The 19,717-nt window shown below is 71.5% G+C and carries 17 protein-coding genes; 11 read left to right on the top strand and 6 right to left on the bottom strand.

The window, feature by feature from the left end; translation table 11 throughout:
* Nucleotides 1-174 precede the first annotated feature (174 nt).
* The 4 genes from BLV05_RS30220 (at nucleotide 175) to BLV05_RS30205 (ending at nucleotide 4,475) form a co-directional block, all read left to right on the top strand.
* On the top strand, nucleotides 175-1,947 hold the full coding sequence (locus BLV05_RS30220) for an acetolactate synthase large subunit (protein WP_046771685.1): 1,773 nt from the start codon (nucleotides 175-177) through the stop codon (nucleotides 1,945-1,947).
* 36 nt (nucleotides 1,948-1,983) lie between these two features.
* Nucleotides 1,984-2,508, top strand: a complete 525-nt coding sequence (ilvN, locus tag BLV05_RS30215; protein WP_046771686.1) for an acetolactate synthase small subunit — start codon at nucleotides 1,984-1,986, stop codon at nucleotides 2,506-2,508.
* A 195-nt stretch (nucleotides 2,509-2,703) separates the two neighbouring features.
* The gene (gene ilvC, locus BLV05_RS30210) at nucleotides 2,704-3,732 is read left to right on the top strand and encodes a ketol-acid reductoisomerase (protein ID WP_046771687.1); all 1,029 of its coding nucleotides are present in this window, start codon (nucleotides 2,704-2,706) and stop codon (nucleotides 3,730-3,732) included.
* Between the two features lie 104 nt (nucleotides 3,733-3,836).
* A complete protein-coding gene (locus BLV05_RS30205) occupies nucleotides 3,837-4,475 on the top strand; it encodes a LysE family translocator (RefSeq protein ID WP_046771688.1) in 639 nt (212 codons plus the stop codon).
* On the opposite strand, the gene BLV05_RS30200 is transcribed toward BLV05_RS30205, so the two are convergent.
* Genes BLV05_RS30200 through BLV05_RS30190 form a run of 3 tightly spaced genes read right to left on the bottom strand, consistent with a single transcriptional unit; the run spans nucleotide 4,456 to nucleotide 6,778 of the window.
* Nucleotides 4,456-5,235, bottom strand: coding sequence for a MerR family transcriptional regulator (locus tag BLV05_RS30200; protein WP_046771689.1), 780 nt, complete (start codon nucleotides 5,233-5,235; stop codon nucleotides 4,456-4,458). The two genes, BLV05_RS30205 and BLV05_RS30200, sit on opposite strands and share 20 nt — an antisense overlap.
* A gap of 14 nt (nucleotides 5,236-5,249) precedes the next feature.
* Nucleotides 5,250-6,011 (bottom strand): ABC transporter permease, encoded by a 762-nt coding sequence (locus BLV05_RS30195; protein WP_046771690.1) that lies wholly within the window; start codon nucleotides 6,009-6,011, stop codon nucleotides 5,250-5,252.
* Nucleotides 6,008-6,778 carry an ABC transporter ATP-binding protein gene (locus BLV05_RS30190; protein WP_046771691.1) on the bottom strand — a complete coding sequence of 257 codons (771 nt, stop codon included), beginning with the start codon at nucleotides 6,776-6,778 and terminating at the stop codon, nucleotides 6,008-6,010. The genes BLV05_RS30195 and BLV05_RS30190 overlap by 4 nt, the downstream gene beginning before the upstream one ends.
* Before the next feature lie 77 nt (nucleotides 6,779-6,855).
* Between BLV05_RS30190 and BLV05_RS30185 the strand changes: the two genes are divergently transcribed.
* Both BLV05_RS30185 and BLV05_RS30180 read left to right on the top strand, forming a co-directional pair.
* Nucleotides 6,856-7,686 (top strand): helix-turn-helix domain-containing protein, encoded by an 831-nt coding sequence (locus BLV05_RS30185; RefSeq protein WP_046771692.1) that lies wholly within the window; start codon nucleotides 6,856-6,858, stop codon nucleotides 7,684-7,686.
* A gap of 47 nt (nucleotides 7,687-7,733) precedes the next feature.
* Nucleotides 7,734-8,147 (top strand): VOC family protein, encoded by a 414-nt coding sequence (locus BLV05_RS30180; RefSeq protein ID WP_046771693.1) that lies wholly within the window; start codon nucleotides 7,734-7,736, stop codon nucleotides 8,145-8,147.
* 5 nt (nucleotides 8,148-8,152) lie between these two features.
* On the opposite strand, the gene BLV05_RS30175 is transcribed toward BLV05_RS30180, so the two are convergent.
* The 3 genes from BLV05_RS30175 to BLV05_RS30165 all read right to left on the bottom strand — a co-directional run bounded on the left by BLV05_RS30175 (nucleotide 8,153) and on the right by BLV05_RS30165 (nucleotide 11,640).
* On the bottom strand, nucleotides 8,153-8,671 hold the full coding sequence (locus BLV05_RS30175) for a hypothetical protein (protein WP_152690997.1): 519 nt from the start codon (nucleotides 8,669-8,671) through the stop codon (nucleotides 8,153-8,155).
* A gap of 24 nt (nucleotides 8,672-8,695) precedes the next feature.
* Complete coding sequence (locus BLV05_RS30170; RefSeq protein WP_046771695.1) at nucleotides 8,696-10,567, bottom strand: anthranilate synthase family protein; 1,872 nt, start codon at nucleotides 10,565-10,567, stop codon at nucleotides 8,696-8,698.
* Between the two features lie 176 nt (nucleotides 10,568-10,743).
* Complete coding sequence (locus tag BLV05_RS30165) at nucleotides 10,744-11,640, bottom strand: slipin family protein (RefSeq protein ID WP_046771736.1); 897 nt, start codon at nucleotides 11,638-11,640, stop codon at nucleotides 10,744-10,746.
* Nucleotides 11,641-12,003: 363 nt separating this feature from the next.
* Between BLV05_RS30165 and BLV05_RS30160 the strand changes: the two genes are divergently transcribed.
* From BLV05_RS30160 to BLV05_RS30140, 5 genes are all read left to right on the top strand, one after another.
* Nucleotides 12,004-12,618 (top strand): TetR/AcrR family transcriptional regulator, encoded by a 615-nt coding sequence (locus BLV05_RS30160; RefSeq protein WP_052762967.1) that lies wholly within the window; start codon nucleotides 12,004-12,006, stop codon nucleotides 12,616-12,618.
* A gap of 65 nt (nucleotides 12,619-12,683) precedes the next feature.
* Nucleotides 12,684-14,417, top strand: a complete 1,734-nt coding sequence (locus BLV05_RS30155) for an ABC transporter ATP-binding protein (protein WP_046771696.1) — start codon at nucleotides 12,684-12,686, stop codon at nucleotides 14,415-14,417.
* Nucleotides 14,414-16,414 carry an ABC transporter ATP-binding protein gene (locus BLV05_RS30150; RefSeq protein ID WP_046771697.1) on the top strand — a complete coding sequence of 667 codons (2,001 nt, stop codon included), beginning with the start codon at nucleotides 14,414-14,416 and terminating at the stop codon, nucleotides 16,412-16,414. The genes BLV05_RS30155 and BLV05_RS30150 overlap by 4 nt, the downstream gene beginning before the upstream one ends.
* 17 nt (nucleotides 16,415-16,431) lie before the next feature.
* Nucleotides 16,432-17,268, top strand: a complete 837-nt coding sequence (ppk2, locus tag BLV05_RS30145; RefSeq protein ID WP_046771698.1) for a polyphosphate kinase 2 — start codon at nucleotides 16,432-16,434, stop codon at nucleotides 17,266-17,268.
* A 228-nt stretch (nucleotides 17,269-17,496) separates the two neighbouring features.
* On the top strand, nucleotides 17,497-19,716 hold the full coding sequence (locus BLV05_RS30140; RefSeq protein ID WP_152690998.1) for an outer membrane protein assembly factor BamB family protein: 2,220 nt from the start codon (nucleotides 17,497-17,499) through the stop codon (nucleotides 19,714-19,716).
* The last annotated feature ends 1 nt before the right edge of the window (nucleotide 19,717 follow it).

The following is a 19,717-nucleotide window of genomic DNA, read 5'->3' as shown; positions in this document are numbered from 1 at the left end:
CCGGCAACCACCTTGACGCGCGCCCGCCGGGTGAGGGACGGTGCATTCGTGCGTTTCGGCATTCTCGTACTTCATTAGCGCGTAGGCGGTTTCTCGCCGACGCGCTACCCCTCGTCAGCCCACCCGGGCCGAGGGGTTTTTTGTTGCACGGGACAGACAGAGAAAGGTCCGGCCATGCCGCAGGGACAGCCCACCAGGGACACCGGGACGACGATGACGGGCGCCGCCAGCCTCATCCGCTCGCTCGAGGCGGTCGGCGTCGACACCGTATTCGGCATTCCCGGTGGCACGATCCTGCCTGCGTACGACCCGATGCTCGACTCCGAGCAGATCCGGCACATCCTCGTCCGGCACGAGCAGGGCGCCGGCCACGCGGCCGAGGGGTACGCGCTGGCGACGGGGAAGCCGGGGGTCTGCATGGCGACGTCGGGGCCGGGGGCGACGAACCTGGTCACGCCCATCGCCGACGCGCACATGGACTCGGTCCCGATGGTCGCGGTGACGGGGCAGGTCGTGTCGTCGGCCATCGGCACCGACGCGTTCCAGGAGGCCGACATCCGCGGCATCACGATGCCGATCACCAAGCACAGCTTCCTGATCACCGACCCGGCGGAGATCCCGCGGGCGATCGCCGAGGCGTTCCACATCGCGACGACGGGACGGCCCGGGCCGGTCCTCGTCGACATCGCCAAGGACGCCATGCAGAAGATGACGACGTTCCGCTGGCCGGTCGAGCTGGACCTGCCGGGCTACCGTCCGGTGACCCGCCCGCACGCCAAGCAGGTCCGCGAGGCGGCCCGGCTGATGGCGTCGGCCAAGCGCCCGGTCCTCTACGTCGGCGGCGGCGTGCTGCGCGCCCGAGCCTGGGCGGAACTGGCCCGGCTGGCCGAGCTGACCGGGTTCCCCGTCGTCACGACGCTGACGGCGCGCGGCGCGTTCCCCGACAGCCACCAGCAGCACCTCGGCATGCCCGGCATGCACGGCGGTGTCGCGGCGGTGACGGCGCTGCAGAAGGCCGACCTGCTGATCGCGCTGGGCGCCCGGTTCGACGACCGCGTCACCGGCAAGCTGTCGTCGTTCGCGCCGAACGCCGCGGTCATCCACGCCGACATCGACCCGGCCGAGATCTCCAAGAACCGCACCGCCGACGTCCCGATCGTGGGCGACTGCAAGGAGGTCATCGGTGACCTGATCCCGGCCATCGAGGCCGAGTTCGCCGCCGGCCACCGGGCCGACCTCACCGGCTGGTGGCGTCAGCTGGACCAGTGGCGCGACAACTTCCCGCTGGGCTACACGCCGTCCGAGGGCGGCGAGCTGATGCCGCAGTACGTCATCGAGCGGCTGGGCAAGCTGGTCGGCCCCGATGCCATCTACGTCGCCGGCGTCGGCCAGCACCAGATGTGGGCCTCGCAGTTCATCTCCTACGAGAACCCCAACACCTGGCTGAACTCCGGCGGCGCAGGGACCATGGGGTACGCCGTCCCGGCCGCCATGGGCGCCAAGGCCGGCCGGCCCGACGCCACCGTCTGGGCCATCGACGGCGACGGCTGCTTCCAGATGACCAACCAAGAGCTGGCCACCTGCGCCATCGAGGGCATCCCGATCAAGGTCGCGGTCATCAACAACGAGAGCCTCGGCATGGTCCGGCAGTGGCAGACGCTGTTCTACGACGGCCGCTACTCCAGCACCGACCTCGACAGCCGCCGCATCCCCGACTTCGCCAAGCTGGCCGAGGCCTACGGCTGCGTCGGGCTGCGCTGCGACACCGCCGAGGACGTCGACCGCACCATCGAGAAGGCCATGGCCGTCGACGACCGGCCGGTCGTGGTCGACTTCGGCGTGCACCGCGACGCGATGGTCTGGCCGATGGTCGCCGCCGGCACCAGCAACGACGAGATCCAGATCGCCCGGGGGATGGCCCCGGAATGGGATAGAAGCGATGACTAAGCCGGCGGCAAGCCCCGCATTTCGGAGGGAAGTCTGATGAGCAAGCACACGCTGTCGGTGCTGGTCGAGAACAAGCCCGGCGTGCTGGCGCGCATCGCCGCGCTGTTCTCCCGCCGCGGCTTCAACATCGACTCGCTCGCGGTCGGGCCGACGGAGCACCCCTCGGTCTCGCGCATGACCGTCGTCGTCGACGTCGAGGACTCGCCGCTCGAGCAGGTCACGAAGCAGCTCAACAAGCTGATCAACGTCCTCAAGATCGTCGAGCTCGACCCCGGCCAGTCGGTGCAGCGCGAGCTGGTGCTGGTGAAGGTGCGCACCGACAACGACACCCGGCCGCACGTGCTGCAGACGGTCGAGCTGTTCCGCGCCAAGGTCGTCGACGTCGCCACCGACGCGGTGACGATCGAGGCGACCGGCTCGTCTGACAAGCTGAGTGCGCTGCTGCGGGTGCTGGAACCGTACGGCATCCGCGAGCTCGTGCAGTCCGGCGTGGTGGCGGTCGGCCGCGGATCGCGGTCGATCACCGACCGCGCGCTGCGGCCCGTCGACCGCGTCGCATAGAACCTAGGGGGTGTCTGATGGATATTGGTGGATGCGGGCGGCGTCCAGTCGTCGGTCCAGCAAGGCGTCGAAGTAGCTCGATGCGCACCATCGGGTGATGACACAACGCCGCTGGTCGGCGTCTGGGCGTCGATCCGCGCCGCCGAAGATCCATCAGACACCCCCTAGAACACCCGGATAGAAGGAGAAGCCCTCGTGGCAGAGATGTACTACGACGACGACGCCGACCTCTCGGTCATCCAGGGGCGGGTCGTCGCCGTCATCGGCTATGGAAGCCAGGGCCACGCGCACGCGCTGAGCCTGCGCGACTCCGGCGTGGACGTCCGCGTCGGACTGCAGGAGGGCTCGAAGAGCCGCGCCAAGGCCGAGGCCGAAGGGCTGCGCGTCGTGACGCCGGCCGAGGCGGCCGCCGAGGCCGACCTCATCATGATCCTGGCGCCGGACCACGTGCAGCGGCACATCTACGCCAACGACATCGAGCCGAACCTGCAGGAGGGCGACGCGCTCTTCTTCGGTCACGGCTTCAACATCCGGTTCGGCTACGTCAAGCCGCCGGCCAACGTCGACGTCGCGATGGTCGCGCCGAAGGGCCCGGGTCACCTGGTGCGGCGCGAGTTCGCCGACGGCCGCGGCGTGCCGGTACTGGTCGCCGTCGAGCAGGACGCGTCGGGCTCGGCGTGGGCGCTCGCGCTCGCGTACGCCAAGGGCATCGGCGGCCTGCGCGCCGGCGGCATCCGCACGACGTTCGCCGAAGAGACCGAGACCGACCTGTTCGGTGAGCAGACGGTGCTCTGCGGCGGCGTGTCGCGGCTGGTCCAGAGCGGCTTCGAGGTCATGACCGAGGCCGGCTACCAGCCCGAGGTCGCCTACTTCGAGGTGCTGCACGAGCTCAAGCTGATCGTCGACCTCATGTACGAGGGCGGCATCGCCAAGCAGCGCTGGAGCGTCTCCGACACCGCCGAGTACGGCGACTACACCACCGGCCCGAAGGTCATCGACGCCTCGGTGAAGCAGCGCATGCAGGAAGCGCTGACGGCGATCCAGGACGGGTCGTGGGCGGCCGGCTTCATCGCCGACCAGGACGCCGGCGCGCCGGAGTTCAAGCGCCTGCGGGCTGAGGGCGAGGCGCACCCGATCGAGGCGACCGGCCGCGAGCTGCGCAAGCTGATGTCGTGGGTGAAGACCAGCGACGACGACTACACCGAGGGCACCGCCGCGCGCTGACGCGGCCCGCTCGACCCGGCCGGCGGGGAGCACCTGCGTGAGGGCTCCCCGCCGGCGCAATGACGCTCTGACGGTACTGACGACATCTCGGCGAGGAGACGGACATGATCTCGACCGCGCACCTGCTGGCGTTCGTCGTCAGTTCGTTCGTCCTCATCGCGATCCCCGGCCCGAGCGTGCTGTTCACCGTCGGCCGGGCGCTGGTGCTGGGACGGCGCGGCGGCATCGCGTCGGCGTCCGGCAACTCCGTGGGCGCGTTCCTGCAGGCGCTCACCGTCGCGTTCGGCCTGGGCGCGATCGTCGAGCGGTCCATCGTCGTGTTCACCATCATCAAGTTCGCCGGCGCCGCGTACCTCGTCTACCTGGGTGTGCAGGCGATCCGGCACCGGAAGTCGTTCGCCGATGCCGCGGCCGGGGCCGTCCGTCTCACCAGCGCCCGCCGGGCCGCGCGCGAAGGCTTCGTCGTCGGGCTGACCAACCCCAAGGTGATCGTGTTCTTCGCGGCCGTCCTCCCGCAGTTCGTCGACCCGGGCGGCGCGCACCCGAGCGTGCAGATGCTGCTGTTCGGCGCCGTGTTCACCGTGATGGCGTTCCTCATGGACAGCTGCTGGGCGGTCGGCGCCGGCACCGCGCGCGACTGGTTCGCTCGCTCGCCGGGGCGGCTGGGCCACTTCAGCGCCGTCGGCGGCGTCGCGATGATCGGGCTGGGCGCGCGGGTGGCGGTCACCGGCCGGCACGACTAGCGGCCGGCACTCGCTCGACCCGGGTCCAGCCCTTCCAGCCCCGCTCCTCCAGGAGCGTGAGCAGTCGCGCGGCGATCGGCGAGGACTCCACGAACGTCGTGTCCAGCAGGTCGACGAACCGGTCGTCGAAGCCGTCGTCGCCCACCTCGCCGGCGTCGACGGCGCGGGCCAGGATGCGCTCCAGGAGGTCGGCGATCTCGACGATCCGGGGATCGTCGACCGTCAAGTCGACCACCCCGGTGAGGAAGCTGTAGAGCTTCACCATGTCGGGGTCGTTCAGGTCCTCGTGCTTCTTGGCCATGACGGCGTCGATGTGGTCCGGCACCTGGGCGGCGACCATGATCCAGGCGTCGCGCTCCATCTCGATGTACCGCTCCTCGACACCGAGACCGCGCACCCTGTCGAGGTAGTCCACGACGCTCTGCGGGAGCGCCAGGTGGTCCCCGGCGGCGAGCCGGGCGAGCCGTTTGCGGGTGCCCTGCAGCCGCCGGATCTCGGCACGCAGGTCCTTGTCGATCTCCTGGACGCCGTCGGCGAACTCGTCCGGACCGGCGTCCAGGAGTTCTTGCACTCGCGCCAGCGGCACGCCGGCGGCGGCCAGGGTGTGGATGCGGATCAGCCGCACGACCGCGGCGGCGTCGTAGCTGCGGTAGCCGGAGCGGTCGCGCTCGGGCTCGGGCAGCAGCCCGATGCGGTGGTAGTGGCGCACCGCCCGCACCGTCACCCCCGCATACGCCGCGAGTTGGCTGATGGTGAGCATGGTCCCAGCCTGCCTCAGGCGACCTTCCGCCGGTAGGCGGCCATCGCGAAGCCGTACGCCACGACGAGGATGCCCACGCACCAGCCCAGCGCGATCCAGACGTCGTTGCCGACCGGTTGCTGGGCGAACAGGTCGCGGATCGTGTTGACGATCGACGTCACCGGCTGGTTCTCGGCGAACCACTCCACCGGGGCGGGCATGGTGTCGGTGGGCACGAACGCCGAGCTGAGGAACGGCAGGAAGATCAGCGGGTACGAGAACGCGCTCGCCCCCTCGATCGACGACGCCGAGAGGCCGGGGATGACCGCGATCCACGTCAGCGCCAGTGTGAACAGCAGCAGGATGCCGGCCACGCCGAGCCACGCCGTCACCCCGGCGCTCGAGCGGAAGCCCATCAGCAGGGCGACGCCCACGACGATCACCAGCGAGATGACGTTGGCGACCAGCGAGGTCAGGACGTGCGCCCACAGCACGCCCGACCGGGTGATCGGCATCGACTGGAACCGCTCGAAGATGCCGCCCTTCATGTCCGTGAACAGCCGGAACGCGGTGTAGGAGATGCCCGAGGCAACCGTGATGAGCAGGATGCCCGGCAGCATGTACGTCACGTACGAGTCCGTGCCCGTTTCGATCGCGCCGCCGAACACGTAGACGAACAGCAGCATCATCGCGATCGGCATGATCGCGGTGGTGATGATGGTGTCCAGGCTGCGGGTGACGTGGCGCAGGGTCCGTCCCGTGAGGACGGCTGTGTCGGCGAAGAAGTACGTGCTCATGCCTGCTCCTCGTGGTTCGTGCCGATGATCGCGAGGAAGATCTCTTCCAGGGTCGGCTGCTTCTCGACGTACTCGGCCTTGGCGGGTGGGAGGAGCTTCTTGAGCTCGTCGAGGGTGCCGTTCGCGATGATGCGGCCCTGGTGGAGGATCGCGATCCGGTCGGCCAGGCGTTCGGCCTCGTCCAGGTACTGCGTGGTGAGCAGGACGGTCGTGCCGCGCCCGGCCAGCTGCTCGACTGTCTGCCACACCTCGAGGCGGCCCTCGGGGTCGAGCCCGGTGGTCGGTTCGTCCAGGAAGATCACCGGCGGGTCCCCGATGAGGCTCATCGCGATGTCCAGCCGGCGGCGCATCCCACCGGAGTAGGTCGACACCTTCCGCGCCGCCGCCTCGGTCAGTCCGAAGCGGTCGAGCAGGTCGTCCGCCAGCGCGCCCGGGTCGTCGAGGTGCCGCAGCCGGGCGACGAGCACGAGGTTCTCCCGTCCGGTGAGGATCTCGTCGACGGCCGCGAACTGCCCGGTGAGGCTGAAGGACTCGCGCACCTTCGCCGGTTCCGTCGCGACGTCGAAGCCGTTGACGCCGGCCGTCCCTGCGTCGGCCTTGAGCAGCGTCGCGAGGATCCGCACGACCGTCGTCTTGCCCGCCCCGTTCGAGCCGAGCAGTGCGAAGATGCTGCCCCGCGCGACGTCGAAGTCCACGCCGCGCAGCACGTCGAGCTCTCCGTACGACTTCTCCAGACCTTGCACGTGAATGATCGGTTCGATCTCCATGAGAGAAAGGATGGAGGGTTGACCCCGCGTCAAGGTCAAGTCGACTGCTGCCGGACCCGCGGGGTACGGTCGGAGACATGCTGGTCCGCCGGCCACGCGCCGAGCTCGCGCCGTTCGTCGAGCACCTGTGGTACCTCGACGAGCCGCTGCCGCCCGGACGCGACCGCACCCTGCCCACCGGCGCGTCCCAGCTCGTCGTCAACCTCGCCGCCGACCGTCTGAACTGGTACGACGGCGACGACCTCAGCCGCCCGGGCGGGGTCGGCGGCGCTGGCGTCTGCGCCCCGCTGGCCCGGCCGATCGGCGTCGACACCGCAGACCAGGCCGCCACCGCGGGGGTCGTGTTCCGCCCCGGCGGCGTCGTCGCGTTCGGCGACGTCCCGGCGGCCGCGCTCACCGACCCGGTCACGCCACTGGCCGACCTCTGGGGCTCTGACGGCGCGAGCGTGCGCGAGCGGGTGCTCACCGCGTCGACGCCGGGGGAGCGGCTGGACGTTCTGGAGCGGGTGCTGCTCGCCCGCCTGGGTGCGGCGGCGGCCGGGCCGGAGCCCGACGGCGCGGTCGCCTACGCCGTCCGCGCCCTGGACCGCGGTGCCGCCGTGGGTGCTGTGACCGGCCGGATCGGCGCGTCCGCCTCGACCCTGCAGCGCCGCTTCCGCGCCGCCGTCGGGCTGTCGCCGAAGCAGTTCGGCCGGGTCCGGCGGTTGCAGCGGGTGCTCCGGACCGTGACCGTGCCCGGGGTCGTGCCCGGAGGTGGGGTCGACTGGGCCGAGGTCGCCGCCCGGCACGGCTACTTCGACCAGGCCCACCTCATCAACGACTTCCGCGCCCTCACCGGCCTCACCCCCGGCCGCTACGTCCCGCGGTCGGCGGCCGAGCACAACCACGTGCCGCTCCCGCCGGGCTGACCGTTTTCTCCAAGCGCGCGACGGCGGGGGCGGGCCACGATGGAGGCATGAACGAGATCACTGTGACCCCGAAGCTGGTCGTCGACGGCGCGGAGCGCGCGCTCGACTTCTACCGCCGCGCGCTCGGCGCCGAGCCCGGCGTCCGGCACGCCGGGCCGGGCGGCAAGGTCGTCTACGCGGAGTTCCGGGTCGGCGCCAGCACGCTGTCGATCAAGGACGCCGACGAGTACGACCCGGCCGCCGGCGCGCTGTTCACGCTGGAGGTCGCCGACGCCGACGCCGTCGGGGCCGCCCTGGAGCGGGCCGGCGCGACCGTCGTCTTCCCGACCGGCGACCAGCCGTACGGCATGCGCCAGGGCCGGTTGCGCGACCCGTTCGGCATCCAGTGGATCGTCTCGCAGCAGACCGAGGACCTCAGCGCCGACGAGGTGCAGCAGCGACTGGAGAGCAGCGCGGGCTGAGCCGCTCAGGCTCTTTCTGCGAACGTCGCCAGCCAGCGGTTCTCGCGGCGGTCGAGCGAGAACGTCACGCGCTCGCCAAGTGCGACGAACTCGGCGGTGGTGGCGGTGGCGTCGTGATGGCGCCGGTCGTAGGCGGAGCGGACGTAGCTCGGGTACTCGGGCGGGATGCGGCGGTCGAAGTCGGGCAGCTTCTCGATGACGTCGGCCCAGATGTCCGGGCCGCTGTAGGCGCCGAGCAGGCCGAGGATCACCTCGGCCTGCTCGCGGGCGACCAGTTCCTCGATGGCCGGCGTCAGTTGCGCCGTCAGACGGGCCGCGTGCTCGCGGTCGGACAGCGCCGCACCGCCCGCCGCCGGCCGCCAGCTGTCCAGCCGCTGCGAGCTGTAGAGACGCTCGCCCGCCACCACGCCATCGGACGGACGGCGGACCAGCAACTCGCCGCCGCCGGCATAGACGAGGGCGGCGTGCGGATAGCCGTCCCGCAACTGCCGCACCAGCTCTTCGGTCACGACAGGGACATCCATGTCCGGATCCTAGGCCAGATCGGCTCAGGCGCGGACCGCCCGTTCAGCGGGCGCCGGCGCGAGGACGCCCGTCACCAGCTCCGCCAGCAGGTCGATGCCCTCGGTGGACAGGATCGACTCCAGGTGGAACTGCACCGACGCGAACCCGGCGCCGCGCAGCGCGAACACCTCGCCGGTCTCCGGGTGGGCCGCTGCTTCAACACCGCGGGGCAGGCTCGCCAGCCGCGCCGCGTACGTGTTGTAGAACCCGACCCGGGTCTCGCGGCCGAACAACGGCACCTGCCGCTGGGTGCCCTGGTACGGCTGCGGCAACGGCCCGAGCGGCAGCCCGAGCAGCCCGGCCAGCACCTGGTGACTGAGGCAGACGGCGAGCAGCGGACGCTCCGCGGCCAGCCGCGCTCCGACGACCTCGTGCAGCCGGGCGATCCGCGGGTCGGCGACGCCGCGCGGGTCGCCGGGACCGGGTCCGGCCAGCAGCAGGTCGTACGCGTCGCCGTCGGCCGGGCCCACCTCGTCCCAGCGGCGCACGTCCGCCCGCATGCCGAGCCGGCGCAGCAGGTGCGCCAGCATCGCGGTCCACCGGTCCTCGGCGTCGACGATCAGCACCGGCCGCCCGGTCAGCGCCGGCCGCTCGTCCTGCCCCTGCGGCCGCAGCCAGAACGGCGCCAGCGTGCGGTTGCGGGACGTGAGCGCGGCGGCGATCTCCGGGTCGTCCGCGAACGACGACGGAGGCAGCGAGGACGACGGCGACGGTGCCGCCGCTCGCACTGCGAGCGCCGCCAGCACGCCGGCCGCCTTCGCGTGCGTCTCGGCGACCTCGTGACGGGCGACGGAATGCCGCACCAGGGTCGCGCCGACGGGCACCCGCACGGTCCCGTCCGGCTCGAGGTAGGCGGTGCGGATGAGGATCGGCGCGTCGACGGTCAGCCGGTCGCCGGCGCCCTCGATCAGCGCCGCGACCCCCGCGTAGTACCCCCGCCCACCCACCTCATACCGCGTGATGACCCGTGCGGCGTTCTCCAGCGGCGACCCGGTGACCGTCGGGGCGAACATCGTCTCGCGCAGCACGTCGCGCACGTCCAGCCGCGTGGTCCCCTCGAGCAGGTACTCGGTGTGGACGAGGTGCGCCATCTCGTTGAGGTACGGCCCGAGCACGCGTCCGCCGTCCTCGCACACGGCGCTCATCATCTTCAGCTCCTCGTCGACCACCATGAACAGTTCCTCGGTCTCCTTCGGGTCGGCGAGGAACCGCAGCAGGTCGCCGGAGGTCGCGCCGCCGGCCGGGACCCGGTAGGTGCCGCTGATCGGGTTCATCACGACGGTGCCGTCGTCGACGCTGACGTGCCGCTCCGGGGTCGCGCCGACCATCGTCACGTCGCCGGCGTGCACCGCGAACGTCCAGTACGCGTTCGGCTCGCCGGTGACCAGCCGGCCGAACAGCCGCAGCGCCGCGTGCGGCACCGACCCCGTCAGCCGGGCCAGGTAGTCGCGCCGGATGACGAAGTTGGCGCCGGCGCCGCGGCCGATCTCGTCGCGGATGACCCGGCCGACGATGTCCGCGTACTCGTCGTCGCTGACGTCGAACCCGCCGGGCGCGACGTCCACACCGCCGTCCAGCGCCGCCAGGACCTCCTCGCGGGTCAGCGAGACCCTCGACCGCACCCGCAGGCAGCGCAGCGGCGCGCCGTCGTCGTGGCACTCGAAGCCGCGCTCGGACAGCTGCCGGTACGGGACCAGCGCCAGCGTCGCCGCGCTGTCCGCGTCCGGCAGCGGGATGTCCGCCAGCCGGTCGACGTCGACGACGTCACCGAGCAGCAGGTCGACGTCGGTCCGGCCGGCGCGGGCGAGCAGCGCGAACGGCGGGGGAGCGGGGTCGGCGAGCAGATCGTCCAGCATGGTGTTCCTTCCCGATCGGGCCTCGGCCGGGGCGGAACGGTGCCGGAAACAACGACGACCGCCTCGGTGAGGCGGTCGCTTGCGTGGAGTACGCGAAGGGGGTGAGCCGCCTAGGAGGCGGGCCACCACGTGCCGAGCACGGTCGCGTACATGGCGCAGACCCTAGCAGCTGCCGATCAGGGGCGTGGGGGTTGCGGTGGCGCGGGCAGCTGGCGCACGCCGTTGACGTCGGACGTGGCCGGCTCCACCTCCGGCGTGGGCGGCGGCGTGGGCGGCGGCGCTGGCGGAGTGGCCGATGCGGCCGGCGCTGCCGGCTTCTCCGAAGCGTGCTCGAGGAAGCGCAGCAGCTCGACCGGGAACGGCAGCACGACGGTCGAGTTCTTCTCCGCGGCGACCTCGACGATGGTCTGCAGCAGCCGGAGCTGCAGCGCGGCCGGGGTCTCGGACATCGTGGACGCGGCCGCGGCGAGCTTGTGCGACGCCTGCAGCTCACCGTCGGCGGTGATGATGCGGGATCGCCGTTCCCGCTCCGCCTCGGCCTGTCGTGACATCGAGCGCTTCATCGTCTCCGGCAGCGCGACGTCCTTGATCTCGACGCGGTCGATCTCGATGCCCCAGCCGACCGCCGGGCTGTCGATCATCAGCTCGAGACCCTGGTTCAGCGTCTCGCGGTTGGACAGCAGGTCGTCGAGCTCGCTCTTGCCGATGATCGACCGCAGCGACGTCTGCGCGACCTGCGAGACGGCGAACTCGTAGTCCTGCACCTCGACGACGGCCTCGACGGGGTCGTGCACCCGGAAGTAGACGACGGCGTCGACGCGCACCGTCACGTTGTCGCGGGTGATGCCGTCCTGCGCGGGGATCGGCAGGGTGACGATCTGGACGTTGACCTTGCGCATCTGGTCGACGAACGGGGCGATCCAGACGAACCCCGGCTCGCGCGGCGGCCCGTGCACCTTCCCGAACCGGAACACGACGCCGCGCTCGAACTGACGGACGATGCGGGCGCTCGCGCCGTACCCGATGAGGCCCAGGATCAGCGCGACGATGATGAGGGCTAGTAGCGCACCCATGCTGACCTCCTCGTCAGCGACCTTCTCCTTCGAGCGTACGCCCACTTCCGCGGGGATGGTTGAAGGAAATGTGTCGCCTGGGCTGCCCGGATCCCTCAACCACTGGGAGCGGGCTAGTTCGAAGCGCCTTGCAATGAGCACCTATACGCACCGCCCCCGACCGGCCGGGGGCGGTGCGTATAGGTGCTCATTGCAAAGACGGCTGACGCCCCGGCGCGGACAGCCGCGCATTCCGGGAAAGGTGATGGGTGAGCACCTGCTGGTGCTCCGGCCCCAGCAAACGCTCACCATCGCCGTCCGCGCAGAGCGAACGCGTGGGAAACCAGTTGTGAGTGAGCCCTCACTCACTTAGCATCGTGACCCATGGCCACCGAGACCCGCCGGGTGCGCGCGACGCCCATGTCGCCGGAACAGCGACGTGCGGCGATCATCGACGCCACCCTGCCGCTGGTCCGCCAGCACGGGTTCGACGTCAGCACCCGGCAGATCGCCGAGGCGGCGGGCATCGCCGAGGGCACCATCTTCCGGGTCTTCGACGACAAGGACTCGCTGCTCAAGCAGGTGCTCGAGGCGGCGATCGACCCCGGCGACACCGAGCGGCGGCTGCGGGCCATCGGCACCGACCTGCCGCTGGAGCACCGGCTGCTGGTCGCGGCGGAGATCCTGCACGAGCGGCTCACCAGCGTCTTCCAGCTCATGGTGGCCATCGGCTTCAGCCGGCCGCCGGGCGACGACGGGCGCCAGGAGCCGCCGCGGCACGCCGGCATCATGGCCGTCATCGCCGCGTTGGTCGAGCCCGACCGCCGTCGGCTGCGGGTCCCGCCGGTCGAGGTGGCCCGGCGGCTGCGCATCCTCGCCTTCGCCGGCTTCCACCCGCTCATCAACGACCACGAGCCCATGACCCCGGCCGAGGTCGTCGACCTGCTGCTGCACGGCGTCGTCGCCGCGCCGGCGACCACGAACGACCCGTCGCCCTGACCCTTCGAGCTCGGGCACACGTCAGCACCACGTCAGATTCCGATACTCCAGTTCGGAGCCGTTCCATGCTCATCACCCTGCTGCGGACGTACCTGCGCCCGTACCGGCGGTGGCTCGCCGCCGTCGTCGTGCTGCAGTTCATCGGCACGCTGGCCTCGCTCTACCTGCCCAGTCTCAACGCCGACATCATCGACAACGGCATCGCCCGCGGCGACACCGGCTACATCATGCGTACCGGCGGGTGGATGCTGGCGGCGACGCTGCTGCAGATCGCCTGCACGGTCGGCGCGGTGTACTTCGGCGCGAAGACGGCGATGGCGTTCGGCCGCGACGTGCGGGCCGCCGTCTTCCACCGCGTCGGCGAGTTCTCCGCTCGCGAGGTGGGCCGGTTCGGCGCGCCGTCGCTGATCACCCGCAACACCAACGACGTCCAGCAGGTCCAGATGCTGGTGCTGATGTCGTGCACGCTGCTGGTCACCGCGCCGATCACGGCGACCGGCGGCCTCATCATGGCGCTGCGCGAGGACGTCGACCTGGCCTGGCTGCTGCTGGTCTGCGTCCCCGCGCTGGTCATCGGCATCGCGCTGATCGTGCGCCGCATGGTGCCCGGGTTCCGGCTCATGCAGGTGCGCATCGACGCCGTCAACCGGGTCATGCGCGAGCAGATCACCGGCATCCGGGTGGTGCGGGCGTTCGTCCGCGAGCGCTGGGAGCGCAGCCGGTTCGCCGTCGCCAACACCGCGCTCACCGAGACCGCGCTGTACGTCGGCCGGCTGATGGCGCTGATGTTCCCGTGGGTGATGTTCGTCCTCAACGTGTCCAGCGTTGCCGTGCTGTGGTTCGGCGCGTCGCGCATCGACGACGGCCAGCTGCAGATCGGCTCGCTGACGGCGTTCCTGACCTACCTCATCCAGATCCTGATGGCGGTCATGATGGCGACGTTCATGCTGGTCATGATTCCGCGGGCGACGGTCTGCGCGGAACGCATCGGCGAGGTGCTCGGCACCGACTCGTCGGTGGTGCCGCCGGCGGAGCCGGTGACGACCCTGCCGTCCCGGGTGTCGCTGGAGCTGCGCGGCGCGGGGTTCGCCTACCCGGGCGCTGAGTCGCCGGTGCTGCGCGACGTGTCGTTCACCGTCGAGCCCGGCACCACGACCGCGGTCGTCGGCAGCACCGGTTCGGGCAAGACGACCCTGGTCAGCCTGGTGCCGCGGCTCATCGACGTGACGGCGGGCCAGGTGCTGGCCGGCGGCGTCGACGTCCGCCGGCTCGACCCCGAGGCGCTGCGCGAGCGGATCGGCCTGGTGCCGCAGAAGGCGTACCTGTTCTCCGGCACCGTCGCCAGCAACCTGCGGTACGGCAAGCCCGACGCCACCGACGACGAGTTGTGGGACGCGTTGCGCGTTGCGCAGGCCGCCGACTTCGTCGAGGAGATGCCGGAGGGCCTGGACGCGCCGATCGCGCAGGGCGGCACCAACGTGTCCGGCGGGCAGCGGCAGCGGCTGGCGATCGCCCGCGCGCTGGTCCGCAAGCCTGGCATCTACCTGTTCGACGACTCGTTCTCCGCACTCGACCTCGCCACCGACGCCCGGCTGCGGGCGGCGCTGCGCCCGCACATCACCGACGCCGCGGTGGTCATCGTCGCGCAGCGCATCTCCACGATCATCGACGCCGACCAGATCGTGGTGCTCGATGACGGCGCCGTCGTCGGGCTCGGCACCCACGCCGAGCTGATGGAGACCAGCCCGACCTACACCGAGATCGTCGAGTCCCAGCTGACCGCGGAGGAGGCAGCATGAGCGCGTCCAGGCCCGCGACGACGACGGCGCCCGCGCGCCCCGCCGGCCCGGGTGGTCCCGGCGGCCGGCCCGGTGGCGGTCCGCCCGGCATGGCCGCGATGGCCGGACCGCCGCAGAAGGCGCTGAACTTCGGCCCGTCGGCGAAGCGGCTGCTCGCTCAGCTGCGGCCGGAGCGCGCGGCCGTCGCGCTGGTGTTCGTGCTGGCCGTGGTCAGCGTTGGGCTCAACGTCGTGGGCCCGCGGCTGCTCGGGCACGGCACCGACCTGATCTTCCAGGGCGTCATCGGCCGGCAGCTGCCCGCGGACGTGACGAAGGACCAGGCGGTCGAGAACCTGCGCGCCGACGGGCAGGACACCTTCGCCGACCTCGTTGCCGGCATGAACGTCGTGCCCGGCCAGGGCATCGACTTCGGTGCACTGCAGACGGTGCTGCTGGGGGTGCTGGCGCTGTACGTGGGCGCGTCGCTGTTCATGTGGGTGCAGGCGTACCTGCTCAACACGGTCGTGCAGCGGACGGTGTTCCGGCTGCGCTCCGACGTCGAGGACAAGATCCACCGGCTGCCGCTCAAGTACTTCGACGCCAACGCGCGCGGCGACGTGCTGAGCCGGGTCACCAACGACATCGACAACGTGTCGCAGAGCCTGCAGCAGACCATGAGCCAGCTGCTGAACTCCCTGCTCACCGTCATCGGCGTACTGGCGATGATGGTGTGGATCTCGCCGCTGCTGGCGTTGATCGCGCTGGTGACGATCCCGCTGTCGATGCTGGTGACGGCGGTCATCGCGAAGCGGTCGCAGAAGCAGTTCGTGGCGCAGTGGGCGCACACCGGCGCGCTGAACGGGCAGATCGAGGAGGCCTACACCGGGCACGCGCTGGTGAAGGTGTTCGGCCGGCAGCGCGAGGTCGAGCAGTCCTTCGGCGCCAAGAACGACGAGCTCTACCAGGCCAGCTTCGGCGCCCAGTTCGTGTCCGGGCTGATCATGCCGGCGATGTTCTTCCTCGGGAACCTCAACTACGTCGCGATCGCGGTCGTCGGCGGGCTGCGGGTGGCGTCGGGCTCGATGAGCCTCGGTGAGGTGCAGGCGTTCGTCCAGTACACCCGCCAGTTCACCCAGCCGCTGACCCAGCTGGCGTCGATGGCGAACCTGCTGCAGTCCGGCGTCGCGTCGGCGGAGCGGGTGTTCGAGCTGCTCGACGAGCCCGAGCAGGTGCCCGACGCGGCCACGCCGCAGACGCTGGACGACCAGCCGCGCGGGCGGGTCGAGTTCGAGCACGTGTCGTTCAGCTACGACCCCGAGCAGCCGCTGATCGAGGACCTCTCGCTGGTGGCCGAGCCGGGCCGGACGGTGGCGATCGTCGGCCCGACGGGTGCCGGCAAGACCACGCTGGTCAACCTGATCATGCGGTTCTACGAGCTGCGCGGCGGGCGCATCACCATCGACGGCCGCGACATCGCCGAGCTGAGCCGCGACGAGCTGCGCTCCAGCATCGGCATGGTGCTGCAGGACACCTGGCTGTTCGGCGGGACGATCCGCGAGAACCTCGCCTACGGCGACCCCACGGCGTCGGAGGAGCAGATCCGCGCCGCCGCCGAGGCGACCTACGTCGACCGGTTCGTCCACTCGCTGCCCGACGGCTACGACACCGTCATCGACGAGGAGGGCGACAACATCAGCGCCGGTGAGAAGCAGCTGCTCACCATCGCGCGGGCGTTCCTCGCCGACCCGGCGATCCTCATCCTCGACGAGGCGACGTCGTCGGTCGACACCCGCACCGAGGTGCTCGTCCAGCACGCCATGGCGGCGCTGCGCAGCGACCGGACCAGCTTCGTCATCGCGCACCGTCTGTCGACCATCCGCGACGCCGACCTCATCCTCGTCATGCGCGACGGCGCCATCGTCGAGCAGGGGACGCACACCGAGCTGCTGGAGCGCCGCGGCGCGTACTTCGACCTGTACAACAGCCAGTTCGCCGCACCGGACGTCGAGGAGGAATAGGTTCGTCGGAAGGAGGGATGACAGTGGCGAAGAAGAGCGGCAAGGGCGGCGACGACCAGCAGGTGGAGCGGGTGCCGAAGAAGCGCTACGAGAAGGAGCTGTTCCGCCTGCAGGCGCAGCTGGTGACGCTACAGGAATGGGTCCGTCAGGAGGGCGCCCGCGTCGTCGTGGTCTTCGAGGGGCGCGACGCGGCGGGGAAGGGCAGCACGATCAAGCGGGTCACGCAGTACCTGAATCCGCGCATCGCCCGCATCGCCGCCCTGCCGGCGCCGACCGAACGGCAGCGCACCCAGTGGTACTTCCAGCGCTACGTCGAGCACCTGCCAGCGGCCGGCGAGATCGTGCTGTTCGACCGGAGCTGGTACAACCGCGCCGGCGTCGAGCGGGTCATGGGCTTCTGCACCAAGGAGGAGTACATCCGCTTCCTCAGCCAGGCCCCGATCTTCGAGCGGATGCTGGTCGAGGACGGCGTCCTGCTGCGCAAGTACTGGTTCTCGGTGAGCGACGGTGAGCAGGAGAACCGGTTCCGGTCCCGGCTCGAGGACCCGATGCGCCGGTGGAAGCTGTCACCGATGGATCTGGAGTCGATCAGCCGCTGGGAGGACTACTCGCGCGCGAAGGACGACATGTTCGTGCACACCGACATCCCGGAGGCGCCGTGGTACGTGGTCGAGAGCGAGGACAAGCGCGCCGCGCGCATCAACATGATCGCCCATCTGCTCTCGACGATTCCGTACCACGAAGTGCAGCGCCGGCCGCTGGAGTTGCCCCCGCGCCCGGCCGCGCATGGCTACGAACGGCCGCCCCGGGAGCTGCAGACGTACGTCCCGGACCACGCGGGCGCGCTCAGGTGAGCAGCCCGCGGATCTCGTCGCCATAGCCGCGGGCGCAGGCGGCGATCAGCTCCTCCAGCGGGCCGCCGGCGGCGACGCCGGCGTACACCAGTCGCAGCCAGTCGGGCACGCACCGACACTACCGTCTTCACCGGCCAGCCCGGGGGAGTTCATCCGGTGGGCGCCGAGCGCTTGATCATCACCTCTAGCGTGACCGCCAGTCGACGGCGAGCCGGAGGGGTGCAGACCATGTCCGACACACCTGAGCACACCATCGATCGGCGGCGATTCCTCGGCGTGGCCGGCGTCGGCGCGGCGGGCGCGCTGGCGGCGACGTCCGGGCTCGGCGGGCTGGTCCGGCCGGCCCGCGCAGCGGCGACGGGGACGGCGACGCCTGCGGCGTCCACCGCCCCGAGCCTGCGGTTCGCGGTGGTCACCGACACGCACGCCAGCCCGGAGGAGCCGGTTCGGCTGCAGTTGCTGCCGCGGGTCTTCCAGTCCATCGACCGGGCGAACCCCGACTTCGTCATGAACTGCGGCGACATCACCGACTACGGCGGCGGCGCGGAGTTCGACGCGTACCTGTCGACCGTGCCGGAGACGCTGCGGCCGCGCATGCGGCACGTCCCCGGCAACCACGAAGTGCGCTGGGACGTCAACGCCGGGCAGCTGTACCAGGAGACGTTCGGCCCGGCGCCGTACACGTTCGATCTGGGCGGCGTGCGGCTGATCGGCCTGGACCCGACCCAGCTGCTGCAGGAGCCGGGGCACTTCGGGCCGGAGCGGCTGAGCTGGCTGGCGTCGGCGATCGGCGGGCCAGCGCCCGCCGTCCTGTTCCAGCACTTCCCGTACGGCGCCGACCACTACTACGTCAACGACCAGGACGCGTTCTTCGCGACGGTCGCCGGGTCGCCGGTCCGCGCGGTGTTCGCCGGCCACGTGCACGCCGAGGGCGTGTACCGGTTCAACGGGTTCACGCAGGTCACCGGCGCCGCGACCCGTAACGCCGCGCTCTACTACTGGGTCGAGCGGGTCGACGACGCCGGGCACCCGGTGCTGCGGGTGTGGGTGGTGACGGTCGCGATCGACGGCGTCGAGACGCGGCGCGAGCTGACCACGATCCCGCTGGACGGCGACGGGGCCGGGCGGCTGCTGGCGCCGGGCCGGGTCGTCATCGACCTCGCCGCGGGCGGCGCGCTGGACGTCCGCGTCGAGGTGCCGCGCGACGGCGCTCCGGCGCAGGTCCGCGCCCAGCTGTATCCGCAGCACGTGTTCGGCGGGCGCAACGCCGGGGCATGGGTGCCGCTGGCCGCGCCCGGCCGCAGCCGCTGGTGGTCCGCGACGGTCGACGCCGCGGCGCTGCCGCCCGGCGCGCATCGGCTGCAGCTGCGCGTCGTCGGGGCCGACGGCGCGACGCACGAGTCGACGGCGTCGTTCGAGCTGCCGCCGGCGGCCGGGACGCCGGGGCGGCGCTGGTCGCGGTCGCTGCCGGGGAGCGTGCAGGGCGCTCTGACGGTGACGCCGGACGGGCTGGTCGTGGCCGGGTCGACCGGTGGCGCCGTCGTGCTGGTGGACCCGCGGCGGGGCGGGCGGGCGCGCTGGACCGCGTCGACCGGCCCGGTGCTGCGCGCGTCCGCCGTCACCGACGACAGCGTGTTCGTGCCGTCGGCGGACCACCGGCTGTCCGCGCTGTCGCTGTCGACCGGAGAGGAGCGGTGGAGCGTCGACGCCGGCGCGCCGGTGCTGTCCGCGCCGCTGGTGACGGTTCTGGGGTCGACGGAGGCGGTGGTGTTCGCCGCGGGCCGCACGCTGTTCGCCGTCGCGGCCGCGGACGGCGCCGAGCTGTGGCGGGCCGACCTCGGCGGGTTCTTCGCCGGCCGGGCCGCCTGCGACGGGGCGCGCGTCTACGCCGGGAGTGGCGACGGGTACGCGTACGCGTTCGACGCCGTCTCCGGGGAGCGGCTCTGGCGGTTCAGCACGACGACCCGCACCAATACGTACGGCCGGCTGCTCTACGGCGCCTGGGACGACACCGTCGAGCTGCTGCCCGGCGGCCTCGTGCTGTTCGCGACGGTGGCCTCGACGTTCGCCGTCGACGCCGCGACCGGGGTGCAGCGGTGGCAGGTGGCCAGCGGCTGCATGTACCCGCCGTCCGGGCTGACGCCGCACGGGCTGTTTCTGGTGGACGAGTGGGGCCGGTTCCAGCTGGTCGACCCGGCGACCGGGACGCGGCGCTGGTACGCCGAGCTGGGTGCCCGGACGCTGAACGCCGGCCCGGTGATCGCCGGCGACACCGCCTGGGTGGTCGCGACGACCGGGCTGCTGGCCGGCGTCGACGTCGCCACCGGGACGATCGAGCACCGGCTGCAGACCGGCCCGGCGAACACCTTCAGCACCCCGGTCGTCGTCGACGGCGTCCTCGTCTTCGGCGACCAGGACGGCGGGCTGCACGGCATCGACCTGCCGTGAG

Source organism: Jiangella alkaliphila (assembly GCF_900105925.1).
Lineage (GTDB): Bacteria > Actinomycetota > Actinomycetes > Jiangellales > Jiangellaceae > Jiangella > Jiangella alkaliphila.
This window is presented reverse-complemented; position numbering and strand designations above follow the sequence as displayed.